The organism is Pseudomonas sp. DC3200b2, from assembly GCF_049895785.1.
GTDB lineage: Bacteria > Pseudomonadota > Gammaproteobacteria > Pseudomonadales > Pseudomonadaceae > Aquipseudomonas > Aquipseudomonas massiliensis.
Genome location: NZ_JAFCTA010000003.1, coordinates 443988 through 457006, shown reverse-complemented (window position 1 = coordinate 457006; position 13019 = coordinate 443988). Strand labels below are relative to the sequence as shown.

The window sequence follows — 13019 nt, the reverse complement described above, 5'->3', positions numbered from 1 at the left end:
TCCACCGTTGCCAAGGGCAGCGGCCCAGGTTTCAACGGGTTTCGTTGAACAGTTCGCGGCCAATGAGCATCCGACGGATCTCGCTGGTGCCGGCGCCGATTTCGTAGAGCTTGGCGTCGCGCAGGAAGCGACCGGTGGGAAATTCGTTGATGTAGCCATTGCCACCGAGGATCTGGATGGCATCCAGGGCCATCTGGGTAGCGCGCTCGGCGGTATAGAGGATTACCCCGGCGGCATCCTTGCGCGTGGTCTCCCCACGGTCACAGGCCTGGGCCACGGCGTAGAGATAGGCGCGGCTGGCATTGAGCTGGGTGTACATGTCGGCGACCTTGCCCTGTACCAGCTGGAACTCGCCGATGCTCTGGCCGAACTGCTTGCGGTCATGAATGTAAGGCACTACCACGTCCATGCACGCCTGCATGATGCCGACCGGGCCGCCGGAGAGCACCACGCGTTCGTAGTCCAGCCCGCTCATCAGCACCCGCACGCCACCGTTTTCGGCCCCGAGGATGTTTTCTTCCGGGACTTCCACGTTGTCGAAGAACAGTTCGCAAGTATTGGAGCCGCGCATGCCCAGCTTGTCGAACTTCTGGCTACGGCTGAAGCCTTTCCAGTCTCGCTCTACGATGAACGCGGTAATGCCATGGGCGGCCCGGGAAGGGTCCGTCTTGGCGTAGATCACATAGGTATCGGCATCCGGGCCGTTGGTGATCCAGGTCTTGCTGCCATTGAGCACATAGCGGTCACCCTTGCGCTCGGCGCGCAGGCGCATGGACACTACGTCAGAACCGGCATTGGGCTCGCTCATGGCCAGGGCGCCCACATGTTCGCCGCTGACGAGCTTGGGCAGGTAGCGCGCTTTCTGCGCCGCGCTACCGTTTCGCTTGATCTGATTGACGCATAGATTGGAGTGCGCTCCATAGGACAGCGCTACCGAGCCGGAGCCCCGGCTGATTTCTTCCATCGCGATCACATGGGCCAGGTACCCCATCCCGGCACCGCCATATTCTTCCTCGACCGTGATTCCCAGCAGGCCCATTTGGCCGAACCTTCGCCACATGTCCGCCGGGAAGCTGTTGCTCTGATCGATCTCGCTGGCCCGTGGCGCGAGTTCGCTGGCCACCAGAGCGTGTACCTGATCGCGCAATATGTCGAGGCTTTCGCCAAGGGCGAAATTCAAGCTGGGATACGTCATGGTCCACCTGTAATTGTCATTGGCATGGTGATGTCATGGGGCTTGAGCCCTACCGAGCGGGAGCGCACGGCTCGGTTTGTCTGGAGCATAGGAGCAGAAAAGCGGTATCGTAAATTTATAAAATAAGAACCCAGGTATCTGAGAACCGAATGACACACCGGACCGATATTTCCATGCGTCAGCTGCGCTATTTCGTGGCCGCCGCAGAGCACAATCAATTCTCGGTGGCCGCCACGGCGGTACATGTCTCGCAGTCGGCGATCACCACGGCGGTAAGCCAACTGGAGCACCAGCTCGGAGTCCGGTTGTTCGAGCGCCTTCCCCATGGCGTGAAGCTCACGGCCGAGGGGCACCAGTTCTACCACCATGCCCGACACATCCTGGACACCTTGAACGATGCCGTGAGCCAGCCGCTGTTCCATAGCCATGGCCTGACTGGCAGCGTGCGCGTGGGCGCGTCCTATACGGTGCTCGGCTACTATCTGCCCAACCTGCTGGCGCGGTTCAAGCGCAGCTACCCCAGCGTAGAGGTGGATCTGGTCGAAATGGACCGTGTCAGTCTCGAGGCTGGCATGCTGGACGGCTCGATCGAGCTGGGCCTGACGCTCATTTCCAACCTGGACCCGGCCCTGCCGCTGGAAAGACGCTTGCTGATGCGTTCACCCCGGCAACTCTGGCTGCCCAGCGGACATTCCTTGCTGGGCATGCGAAGCCTGAGCCTGGCGGATGTGGCCCAACATCCATACATCCTCGCCACCGTCGATGAGGGCGAGGCCTCGACGCTGCGTTACTGGAACGCCGCAGGCCTGACGCCCAGAGTGGTGTTCCGGACCTCGTCCATCGAATCGGTACGCGGGCTGGTAGCCCATGGCTTCGGCGTGACCATCCTCTCCGACATGGTCTACCGCCCCTGGTCCCTTGAGGGTCGCAAGGTCGAAGCAAGGCCGCTGTCCGAAGGCATCCCGCCGCTGGAGCTAGGCCTGGTCTGGGCACCAGATGCTGACTTCAGCCCGGCCGCCACCGCATTCAAGCAGTTTCTCAGTACCGCGCCGGTCATCTAGGCCAGGCACGTTGCCGGCCATTCTCAGCGCAAGGTCAGCAACCCCTGGCGCGCGACCCGGGTCAACTGGGCGATCAGCGCCGGTGCCTCTTCGGCGCTCGGGCTCTGGACCACGGCCAGGTCGAAGCGGTTGTCCGGAAAGTGGGTCAGGGACTGGCCGGGATTGAGGAACTGGACCGAAAAGGGAGCTGACTTGCCGTTGCGTCGCGGCCAGCCATCGAGGCAACGCAGCAATGCCGGCTGATGACGGCCGACCAGCAGAATGCTTGGAGTATGGGACTTCAGAACGGACCCTGGCAGCGGGGCCAGGCAAACAAGGGCGCGGGGACAACTCATGGCTCGGTACTCTTTATGGCTGCTGCTCTGCCTCACGGTTTGCGCCGGGCAGGTGTGAGGCAACACCGAGCCAGCGTTTTAGCGGTATTTCTGGCTCTGGAATGAGCCCTGGCGCCCCGCAAGTAGCTGTCTAAATCGGCGCATGAAGATCCTAGTGGCGGCAGGAGGCAGTGTCAACCGATGGCCAGCCCGCCAGCGGATCAAGGTTCCAGGCTGTCCCGGGCACGGTTGAAGGCCAGGTAGTACTTGTTTACGTTATTGACGTAGCGTACTGGGGCCAGGCCCAGGCTCTCCATGGCTACCCGCTCTACCTGGAAGAACCAGCGATCAGGGTCCAACCCACGCTGGCGCGCCTGGGCTCGCAATCGCTGCACACGCTCAGGGCCCAGGTTGTAGGCCGCCAGCACGAAGGCCATGCGCTCGCGTTCATCCATGTGCTTGCTGTTGAAGAAGTTGCGGCGAATCAGCGCCAGGTAACGCGCCGCCGCCCGAACGCTGTCATCCACGTCATCCATCTGTTTGACGCCGACCCGCCGGGCGGCGGCCGGTGTGATCTGCAAGGGCCCGCTGGCACCGCTGCCGCCCCGGGCACCAGGTGTCAGGTCCGACTCCTTGTAGGCCAGCGCGGCCAGGTCCAGCCAGTCCAGGCCCTGTTCCCGAGCGTTGCGCTGCAATACCGGGCGCAGCGCCTCCAGGCGTGCCCGGTCGTCGCGGTCCAGCGGGTTACGGGTCTGATAGAGGTCGCGGCAGCCCTCGAGCAACGCCTTGTCCTGATTGGCGGCGGGCTTGTACTGACTGGTGAAGGCGCGAACGCTTTCGGTCAATTGGGGCGCATCCTGGCGCACATACCAACTGATCGGCGCCGGCGCCTGGAAGGCCGGGCGCCGCTCGACCCGCAGGTCTGGCATCAGCTTGACCCAACGCTCGGCGATGGGCTGCTCCACCAGCGTCATGGCGTACACCCCGGCGCTGACCATGTCCAGTACATCCTCGACACCGAGGCTGGCATCTGCCCATTCGATCACCATGGGTCGCTTGTGGCGCGCCATCAACTGGGCATTGGCGCGGTTGACCGCTTCCTCGGCCGCGCTGCCGGCCACCAGCACCAGGTGCTTGCCAGCCAGTTGATCCAGGTTGTCAACGGCGCGGTGCTTGCGAGGCTGCACCAGTACCAGGTCGCTATTGGCCACGGCGGCGGTGGCCGCCACCGAACGCAGGTTGCTCACGGGCGCCAGGGCCTCGCCTGGAGCGGCCAGGTCCGCTTCCCCATGCTGCAGCGCGGCCAGCAACTGGCCTTTAGGTCGCGGCACCGCTTGCAAGCGAATCGCCCCATGGCTGCCCTTCTGCGCATTGAGGAAGGCTTCGAACGCCTTCAGGCGGCGGTCTTCGGCGCCCACCGGCGCGCCGCCCAGGGTGGCGGAACTGTTGCGACTCTGATTGACCACCACGCGCAATACCTTGGCCTGGCGAATCTGATCCAGGTCGCGGGCGGCCTTGGTGGGCCGGTGCGTTTCGGCTATCCGAGGCTCAGCGAGCGCAACGGTACAAGCGAAGGCGAAAAGCGCGAGTGTAGCCAGGGTCAAACCCCGACCAGCAACGGGACCTTTCATGTATGCTCCGAGGTTAAAAGCCCGCCCCGCCGGCATGCTGCCAGGGGCTACCAAAACCGCGCTCATGGCGGAGCGTCGGGTTTTATTTATAGGGGTGAAGCTTTGGTATGCTTTCCGGCCTCAGCCTGAAAGGAGCCACCATGCAACTCATCGACATCGGCGTCAACCTGACCAACCCGGCTTTCGACGAGCAGCACGGTGATCTTCTCCAGCGCGCCTTCGATGCAGGGGTTGTGCAACTGGTGCTGACCGGCACCAGCGGCGAGGTGAGCGAACAGGCGCTTGCCCTGGCTGAACGCCTGGACCCGGCCGCGGAGCGGCTATTCACGACGGCCGGTGTCCATCCCCACGAAGCCAGCCAGTGGAACAGCGACAGCCAGCGACGCATCAAGGCCTTGCTCGGCCATGCCCGAGTACGCGCGGTGGGCGAATGCGGACTGGATTTCAACCGGGACTTCTCCCCGCGTCCCGACCAAGAGCGGGCCCTGGAAGAACAACTGGCCCTGGCGGCTGAACGCCGGTTACCGGTATTCCTCCATGAACGGGACGCCGCCCCACGTTTGCTGGCCATCCTGCGGGAATGGCGCGACCGTCTTGGGCATGCGGTGATCCACTGCTTCACCGCCGACCGCGCCGAGCTTTTCGCCTATCTGGATCTGGACCTGCATATCGGCATCACCGGCTGGATCTGCGACGAGCGCCGCGGCAGCCATCTGCATCCGCTGATGGCGAGCATTCCCCATGGCCGCCTGATGCTGGAAAGCGACGCGCCCTGGCTGCTCCCCCGCACGCTTCGACCACGGCCGAAGAGCGGCCGCAACGAACCGGCGTTCCTGACCGAAGTACTGCGCGAAGTCGCTCGACACCGAGGCGAGACGGAACTGGAACTGGCAGCGCATACCACGGCCTGCGCGCGGGCGTTTTTCCGGTTGCCAGGCCTGGAAAAAAACGACGGATGACTACCCAGACCAGTTCGACAAGCTGTAACGTTTCTTCGTAGCCGATCCAGGCGTAATCGTCCGCAAACGCAGGTCAATGCTCGATAACGAACAAATTCGCTCGAATCCAAAGATATATTCCCCCCTCCCCTTTCTGTAATGAAAATGTAATATTCCCATCCGAAACCAAAACAACAAGGTGCATCGGATGTACGCTTTCCTCCGCCCCGCGGCCCACAAGGCCGCCGTTCCCGAAGATCGGGTCGACCCACTCTATCGCCGTCTGCGCTGGCAGGTCTTCGCCGGGATTTTCGTCGGCTATGCCGGGTACTACCTGTTACGCAAGAACTTTTCCCTGGCTATTCCGTCGTTGGTGGAACAGGGTTACAGCCGGGGCGAACTGGGGGTAGCCCTGTCAGCCATTGCCATCGCCTATGGCTTCTCGAAATTCATCATGGGCTTGGTATCGGACCGGTCCAATCCCCGCTACTTCCTGCCCCTGGGGTTGTTGTTGTCCGCGGCGGTGATGTTCGTGTTTGGATTCGCGCCCTGGGCTACCTCCAGCGTGACGGTAATGTTCGTGCTCCTGTTCATCAACGGTTGGGCCCAGGGCATGGGCTGGCCGCCGAGCGGACGGACGATGGTGCACTGGTGGTCACAAAAGGAACGCGGTGGCGTGGTGTCGGTCTGGAACGTGGCGCACAACGTGGGTGGCGGCCTGATCGGCCCGCTGTTCCTGCTGGGCATGGCCTGGTTCAACGACTGGCACGCTGCCTTCTACGTACCGGCCGTGGTGGCGGTGGCGGTGGCGGTGTTCGCCTTCATCACCATGCGCGACACCCCACAGTCAGTAGGCCTGCCGCCGGTGGAGAAATGGCGAAACGACTATCCGGAAGGCTACGACGCTAGCCATGAAAAGGAATTCAGCACGCGCGAAATCTTCGTCAAGTACGTGCTGCGCAACCGCATGCTCTGGTACATCGCGCTGGCCAACGTGTTCGTGTACCTGCTGCGCTATGGCGTGCTGGACTGGGCCCCGACTTACCTGAAGGAAGCCAAGCACTACGATGTGGATACCACCTCCTGGGCCTACTTCTTCTACGAATGGGCAGGCATTCCTGGCACGCTTCTCTGTGGCTGGCTGTCAGACAAGGTGTTCAAGGGCAACCGCGGCCTGACCGGCATCGTGTTCATGGCCCTGGTGACTGTGGCTACCCTGGTGTACTGGCTCAACCCGAGCGGGCACCCGGCGATCGACTTGGCCGCGCTCTTCGCGATTGGCTTTCTGATCTACGGCCCTGTGATGCTGGTGGGCCTGCAAGCCTTGGAGTTGGCACCGAAAAAGGCTGCTGGCACCGCCGCGGGCTTTACCGGCCTGTTCGGTTACCTCGGCGGCTCGGTGGCCGCCAGCGCGGCCATGGGCTACGTGGTGGACCACTTCGGCTGGAATGGCGGCTTCGTGATGCTGGTGGCCGCTTGCGTGCTGGCCATCGTCTTCCTCTTGCCGACGCTCAGACACAAGGGCATCCAGAGCGCGCCTGGGGCCTAATCGAAGTGCGTAGGCGCGTCACTGGTGGCGCGTCGAACCGGGTGTCATCGCCGAGCCCATGCCGATGAAACTTAGCCGACGGCTATGAGCCCAATAGTGAAGGACGATTCGCCCGAACGGCACGGTTGAATTACGCTTCAACCATGAATCATTCGCATCCGCATTGGAGCTCTATCATGCTTAGACGCCTCGCTTGCCGTACCGCGGGCCGCGTGCCTGCGGGGTTCCCCCTCACCGGGGAGGCTTCGACATCGATGTTCACCCTGCCACTGCTGGTCATCGCCGTCGCCCTGATCGGCCTGGGCGCGGCCACGGCCAACGCCCTTGAAGTGGTGATCGGGGGCATTTGCCTGGTCGCTGCCTTGAGCAAGCCCAGCGACACTTGATCCTTGAAACGCGCCGACAAGCCCGCCCCCTTAGCGGACGCGCTGTCGGCGAGCATTAGCCGAACACGGTGACGGTTTGTCGGCTGATGGCCAGCAACTGATCATCGGCCGTCCACAAGGCCGCCGAGGTATGGCCGTAGCCATCGGCGGCATGCTCGATGACCGCGCGGTACTTGTACCAGGCATCTCCCGGCAGAGTCGCCAGAGGCTGCACGAACTCGATGGTCCAGCTCAAGGTACTGCCAGCTGCGGGCGCGGCCAGGTGCGGCAGGAGCGCCGGTGGCCAGGCATCGACCAGTGCGAGCACTTGGGCTTCACCCAGCGGTGCTGCCCGCTCCTCGCCTTCCAGGCGCACCCAGCCGCCAATGGCTGGGGAGGGCGTGTCGCTGTAGGGCAAGCCACCGATGCCCCAGGCCAGCGTAAGGTGTTGCAGGTACTCGGGCGTGATGCCTTCGCGATATCCCACCCTGAAGCACTGGTCGGGCGGCTGCACCTCAGGCGCCGGCATGGCCGTCAAGCCGATGCGCGAGGAACGCGCCGCGCCGAAGCTCCCCTGCATCAGGGTGACGACCTTGCCGTTCTGGAGCGCGCGACCGAGCACCGAGACTACTGATTTGCCAGACCGAAGTACCTCGACTTCAAAAAGGGTAGGCACTTGAAGGGCCGCCGGCGCCACGAAACTGATCGCCAGCGACCGCACTGGCCGGCCTTCCAGGCCTTGCTCGGCCAGGCGACGGCGCATGGTTTCATAGAGCAAGGCAGCCATCAGTCCACCGAAGCCGGCACGGCCCTGGGACCAGTCCGAGGTAATGGATACGGGCTGGTCGCCATTGCCCAGGGCCGTCAGCAGAGTGTGAAAATCCATGTCAGTGCTTCCGCGCGTTGAGTGACCTGGGTTTTCCCATGACTACCCTTAACCGGGCAAGGGCCTGATCGGCCAAATGTTCGGCCTGTCGCAGCTCTGCCTGCCACTGGCCAGATTGCGCCGCCAGAGCCGCATCTTGCTCGGCCAGGTTCACCCGCTGCTGGCAAGCGTGCCACTGGGCAAGGGCATCCTGAGCGCGCTTGAGCGCCCGGGACAGCTCGCGCCTTATTGAAACCTGCTTCGGATAAGCCTTTATTGCACAGCGAAGGCCCCTGATAAGCAGGCGTAGCCGCTGCCGCCCGCTGCCCGAAGAAGCCAGGGCTCGGCGTAAGTGGCGGGCTCGCCTGTCCAGCGCTCTGCGGATGCGCTTGTCCAAGTTTCCCATGACGCCATAGTGGGCATTCGTGCGCAGCAAGGGTACGAGGGTGTCCAAAAGGCGCAGCAACTGTAAAAAAGGCTCGTTCCGGGCGAAGCACGCATAGGTGTGCAATAGGTCCACCTGCGCGGCGCACGAGGGGGCTGGCAAGCGCTCCTTGTCACGCTCGATTGACGCGGCGCGTCGCAAGGCGCGGGCCGCGCCCTCAAGGTGCTCGATACCGGGCAGCCCTCGCAGCGGTCGCAACAGGCCGCGCAGGCGACGCAGGGCCCTGTGCAAGTCCTGCAGCGCGCGCGGGTCCGTTCCAGCGGCCAATCGGGCCTGGCAATGCAGCAAGCGCACCTGTATGTGGGTCAAGCGCTCGATCACTGAATCCAAGGTGTCGCTCATCCATGCCTCCGTTCCATGCCCGCCATGGTCCGTGAGCGCAGCTGGCGCTTGAGCCGCCTGAGGGCTGGCGCGATATCGCCCTGGGCCGCGCTGTCGGTGCCGTAGCGCGCTCGGCTGAAAGCCCCGGTGAAGGCTTCGATCTCGGCGGCCACGCTGGGCAGCGCCTGGCTGGCTCGTAAGGCGAAATCACGCGCGCCCTCCCCTGGCGCGCGAACAAGGCCCTGCCGGTACAGCAGCCGCTCGAACGCGGCATACTGGCGCAGCTGTGGATCGGCCTGACGCTGGCGCCATGGCCGCAGCACGAACAAGGCCAAGCCAACCAGTACCAAGGCGCCGCCCAGCGGGAGGACCCACCCGGCGTAATCAGAGAACCAGCGGCTCAGCCATTGGCGCTGCTGGCTTTCCTGGTAGCCCAGCACCCAGCGCTCCCAGCCGTAGTTGAGATTTTCCCAGCCCAGGCGCAGATCATTGAGCCACGAAAACTGCCGGTAACGCAGCGCCGAGAAGGGAGAGCCCGCCAGGAAGGGCTCGTCGGCCGCCAGCGCCTCCGCCAGCCCGGCTTCGACTCGTTGCGGCGCCACCGCGGCAGTAGGGTCGGCGCTGATCCAGCCACGCCCGGCGACCCAATATTCGACCCAGGCGTGAGCGTCATACTGGCGAACGCTCCAGTATTGGCCGCGGGGGTTGAATTCCCCACCCTGGTAGCCGATGACTACCCGTGCCGGGATGTCCATGGCTCTCAGCACAAAGGTCAGCGCACCTGCGTAATGAAGGCAGAACCCCCGCTGGCTGTCGAAGAGAAAGCCGTCGATGCTGTCCGCGCCAAGCGCAGGCGGACGCAAGGTGTAGTGAAAGTCTTGCTCGTTGAACATGCGCAACAAGGCAGTGACACGGCTGGCCGGTTCGCTGTGGGCGCTGGCGATGCGCGTGGCCAGGGCATGGCTGCGAGGGTTGCCCTGGCTGGGCAGGGCCAGGGCTTGGCGCCGGCTGGCGTCGCCAAGGGTAGGTTCGCGCACGGCTTGCGGCCAGCTTTGCGCGCTATAGGTCAGGCTCTGGTCGATCATCCTAGGCCGCTGCCAGCGCAGGTCATAGCCCGGCCTGGCCACGGCAGTGTCCACCTTGCCGGTGTCGAGCACGAACAGCCAGGGCTGACCGGAGGGTTCCTGGATCACCTGATAGTGGAAGGCGTCGCCCTGAGGTTGCCAGGTCGCACCCTGGCGCACCGCGCCCGGATCGCTCTGGGTCCAGCGTCGGCCGTCGAACCTGTCCAGAGTCAAGGCGCGCCAATAAAGTGCCTGGCGCGGCGGCGCGGCGCCCTGGAAGGCAACGCGGAAGGCCAGATCGGCGGACTGGGCCAGCTCGGCGATATCCCCCGGGGCCACGGTATCGCTCAGCCCGGTTCGCGCCTGGTTGCCAGGCATGGGCAACGACCACAGGGGCCCCATGCGCGGGAAGGCAACGAACAGCACCACCAGCAAGGGCAGGCTCTGACCGAGCATTGCCCCTGCCCGGCGCAAGAGCGTCCAGTTCCCGGCCGCCTCGGCCGGCAGCTCAAGGACGATCAGCGTCGCCAGCAGCGCTACCAGGGGCAGGAGGCTATAGAGTGCCCAGGCCAGGCTGGCATCGAAGAGGTAGCCTACCGCCAGGCAGAAGAAACCCAGCATCACCAGCACGCGCACATCCCGCGGCCCTTGCACTTCCAGCAGCTTGAGCACCGCGGCCGCTACCAGCAGGGCGGCGGCGAATTCGAGCCCAAGTACCGTGCCTACCGAAAAATACAGCCCTGCCAGGGTGGCCGCCATCAATAGCGTTTTCAACCATGGCCGTGGCCCCTTGCGACTAGAGCGGGCCAACCGCCAACGCCACGCCATGCAAGCCAGCCACAGGCCCACGAGCCATAACGGCACTTCAAGGCAAAGCGGCACCAGGGTCAGTGCCTGCGCGACCAGTACCCAGCCCAGGGGACGGGCCGGCAGCGGTGTCGTGGCGGCCTTCATGGCCGTGTCTCGACCAGGGCCAAGGCGCGCAGGCAGGCTTGGCGGTGGTCATCGCTGGAGGCGGCGGCCAGGGTCGCGCCGGGCACCCGCAAGGAAAAAGCCTGACCTTGGCGGCTCAGCTCCAGTACCCAGAAGCAAAGCAGCGAAAGCCGCGTTTCCAAGGGGCCGTTCAACTGTTCCAGGGACAGTGCCGGATCACGGCCGTGGACTTCGGCGAAGGCCTTGATCAGCAAGGCCTGCCCCTTGGAAAAGGCTTTCCAGTGCAAGCGCCGCCAGGAATCGCCAGGGCGATACTCCTGGAGCCCCTGGAAATCATCGACGCCGGTGCCGAGCACCTGCCAATCATGGGCTTCGGCGTCCCGCGCCTGGCCATTGCCAGCCGGCAATGGGCCAGCCAGGGGCCGTGGGTACACCAGCACGCGCTGGCCCAGGTCGACCCAGCTCCAGGCGCGAAGCAGGCCCAAGGGAAAACGGGTTTCCAGGCGCAGCCGGGGTACACGCTGCCAGCCTCGCTGGTGAGTATCCAGACGCAGCTCCTGACGCAAGGCGCCGTCGCGCTCCAGGTCTAACCGCTGCAGCTCTGCGGCGGACCATCCCAGGTGGAGCGCGTGGTATTCACGCCCTTGGCTCTGTAAACCCACCGCTACGCAAGCCGGCTCGCCCGCGAACACAGGCGCTGGAGCCTCGGCGAGGATCATCAGGCCACCCAGATTGCGGTAGGTGTGCAATATGGCGACCACGAACAGCGCGCCCAGGGTAAACGCCAGGGCATAGGCCATGCTGTTCTGGTAATTGATGGCAGCGAGCAGAATCAGCACCACGGTGAGCAAAAACCCATAGCCGGCCGCGCTGGGCAGGATGTAAATGCGGCGGTGATCCAGGCGCACCCGCGGCGAGGGCGGCGCGCGCCGAGCCTGCCAGGCGGCCACACGCTGCCCCCAGGCGGCGTTCACAGCACCGGGACCTCACGTAGCAGCCACTGCACCAGGGCCCCGCCGCCCTGCCCGGCTGTCTCGGCGCGCTCGCGCAACCGGTGACTCGCTACCGCTGGCAGTACCGCCTGGATGTCTTCGGGGATGACATAGCCCCGTGCGTCCAGCAAGGCCCAGGCGCGGGCCGCCGCCAGCAGCGCCAGGCTGCCACGCGGAGACAGCGCGCTGCCGAACTGAGGCTGGGTCCGGGTGGCTTCCACCAGGCGCAGCACATAATCGACCACCGCTTCGCTGACCTTGACCGCCTTGACACGGGCCTGGGCAGCGGCCAGCTGACCATGGTCGAGCACAGGTTCCAGCCGTGGCAGCAGGTCCCGCCGGGCCTCGCCCATCAGCAGCGCGCGCTCCGCCGCATGGGTGGGGTAGCCCAGGGAGAGCCGCATCAGGAAGCGATCCAGTTGAGATTCCGGCAAAGGAAAGGTACCGCCCTGGGTGGTCGGGTTCTGGGTCGCGATTACGAAGAAAGGTTGTGGCAAGGGGCGAGTGGCGCCCTCGATGGTGACCTGGCCTTCCTCCATGGCTTCGAGCAGCGCGCTCTGGCTCTTGGGGGTGGCTCGGTTGATTTCGTCGGCCAGGACGAGTTCGGCGAAGATCGGCCCCGGATGAAAGACGAACCTGCCACTGTCCTTGTCGAACACCGAGGTGCCGAGAATGTCCCCTGGCAGCAGGTCGGAGGTGAACTGGATGCGCTGGAACTCCAGCCCCAGGACCTTGGCCAGTGTATGGCTCAGGGTCGTCTTGCCCATGCCTGGCAGGTCTTCGATCAGCAGGTGTCCATCGGCGAGCAGACAGGCCAGCGCCAGACGCACCTGAACCTGCTTGCCAAGGAGTATCTGGTTGATGGCGCCCAGGCACGCCTGCAGTGGATCGACCATGAAAACCTCCTTTTAATGGCCACCGCGACCACTTGCTTCACCCTGCGCCTCGGGCCTATGGGTAGGCAGCCGCGCCAGGCCGCCCGAGCTCGACTAGCGCCCCGCCCGCGACTCGCGGATGTAGAAACGCGCCTTCTGGGCCTTGGTAGTGCACCCTTCGAAGGCTTCGAACTGCTGCTGGGTCTTGGCGCCGGTCAACAGCGACAGCGCCTTGGAATAACTTACGGTACCGGCGAACCCCTCGGCCTTGGCCAGGTCCAGCTCACGCCAGGCGGCGTCCAGCTCGGTGGCGCAGGTATCACGGTAAGCGGTTTTACCGGCACACCCGGCCAGCAATACGGCCAGCAACGGTAGGCAGACCCAAGCTTTCATCGATTCGAACACTCCAGAATTCTCGCATTGTGCAGATAAGACGGTGGGGCGTGACAAAAGTGCCGACGCAGGCGCGCC

13 protein-coding genes are annotated in these 13019 nt (G+C 64.5%); 4 read left to right on the top strand and 9 right to left on the bottom strand.

Translation table 11 applies throughout. The features are described 5' to 3' along the window. Window positions 1-31: 31 nt before the first annotated feature. A complete protein-coding gene (locus ACP691_RS11435; protein WP_426149553.1) occupies window positions 32-1195 on the bottom strand; it encodes an isovaleryl-CoA dehydrogenase in 1164 nt (387 codons plus the stop codon). A gap of 149 nt (window positions 1196-1344) precedes the next feature. Between ACP691_RS11435 and ACP691_RS11430 the strand changes: the two genes are divergently transcribed. Beyond that, window positions 1345-2256, top strand: a complete 912-nt coding sequence (locus ACP691_RS11430; protein WP_426149552.1) for a LysR family transcriptional regulator — start codon at window positions 1345-1347, stop codon at window positions 2254-2256. A gap of 23 nt (window positions 2257-2279) precedes the next feature. Here ACP691_RS11430 and ACP691_RS11425 read toward each other — a convergent pair whose 3' ends face one another. Both ACP691_RS11425 and ACP691_RS11420 read right to left on the bottom strand, forming a co-directional pair. Next, entirely contained in the window at window positions 2280-2591 is a 312-nt protein-coding gene (locus tag ACP691_RS11425; RefSeq protein WP_426149551.1) for a hypothetical protein, read from the bottom strand. A gap of 200 nt (window positions 2592-2791) precedes the next feature. After that, a complete protein-coding gene (locus ACP691_RS11420; protein WP_426149550.1) occupies window positions 2792-4201 on the bottom strand; it encodes a transglycosylase SLT domain-containing protein in 1410 nt (469 codons plus the stop codon). Window positions 4202-4341: 140 nt separating this feature from the next. Between ACP691_RS11420 and ACP691_RS11415 the strand changes: the two genes are divergently transcribed. The 3 genes from ACP691_RS11415 to ACP691_RS11405 all read left to right on the top strand — a co-directional run bounded on the left by ACP691_RS11415 (window position 4342) and on the right by ACP691_RS11405 (window position 7074). Continuing rightward, entirely contained in the window at window positions 4342-5160 is an 819-nt protein-coding gene (locus ACP691_RS11415) for a TatD family hydrolase (RefSeq protein ID WP_426149549.1), read from the top strand. Window positions 5161-5347: 187 nt separating this feature from the next. Further along, window positions 5348-6688: a glycerol-3-phosphate transporter gene (glpT, locus tag ACP691_RS11410; protein WP_426149548.1), complete on the top strand. Its 1341-nt coding sequence runs from the start codon at window positions 5348-5350 to the stop codon at window positions 6686-6688. Between the two features lie 176 nt (window positions 6689-6864). Next, entirely contained in the window at window positions 6865-7074 is a 210-nt protein-coding gene (locus ACP691_RS11405; protein WP_426149547.1) for a hypothetical protein, read from the top strand. Between the two features lie 55 nt (window positions 7075-7129). On the opposite strand, the gene ACP691_RS11400 is transcribed toward ACP691_RS11405, so the two are convergent. The 6 genes from ACP691_RS11400 to ACP691_RS11375 all read right to left on the bottom strand — a co-directional run bounded on the left by ACP691_RS11400 (window position 7130) and on the right by ACP691_RS11375 (window position 12941). Beyond that, window positions 7130-7939, bottom strand: a complete 810-nt coding sequence (locus tag ACP691_RS11400) for an acyl-CoA thioesterase (protein ID WP_426149546.1) — start codon at window positions 7937-7939, stop codon at window positions 7130-7132. A gap of 1 nt (window position 7940) precedes the next feature. Beyond that, window positions 7941-8705, bottom strand: coding sequence for a CHAD domain-containing protein (locus ACP691_RS11395; protein WP_426149545.1), 765 nt, complete (start codon window positions 8703-8705; stop codon window positions 7941-7943). Next, entirely contained in the window at window positions 8702-10702 is a 2001-nt protein-coding gene (locus tag ACP691_RS11390) for a transglutaminase TgpA family protein (RefSeq protein WP_426149544.1), read from the bottom strand. Before ACP691_RS11390 ends, ACP691_RS11395 begins: the two co-directional genes overlap by 4 nt. Further along, a complete protein-coding gene (locus ACP691_RS11385) occupies window positions 10699-11655 on the bottom strand; it encodes a DUF58 domain-containing protein (protein ID WP_426149543.1) in 957 nt (318 codons plus the stop codon). Before ACP691_RS11385 ends, ACP691_RS11390 begins: the two co-directional genes overlap by 4 nt. Further along, window positions 11652-12569 (bottom strand): AAA family ATPase, encoded by a 918-nt coding sequence (locus tag ACP691_RS11380; RefSeq protein WP_426149542.1) that lies wholly within the window; start codon window positions 12567-12569, stop codon window positions 11652-11654. Before ACP691_RS11380 ends, ACP691_RS11385 begins: the two co-directional genes overlap by 4 nt. 93 nt (window positions 12570-12662) lie before the next feature. Then, window positions 12663-12941: a hypothetical protein gene (locus ACP691_RS11375; protein WP_040260794.1), complete on the bottom strand. Its 279-nt coding sequence runs from the start codon at window positions 12939-12941 to the stop codon at window positions 12663-12665. Window positions 12942-13019: the final 78 nt, after the last annotated feature.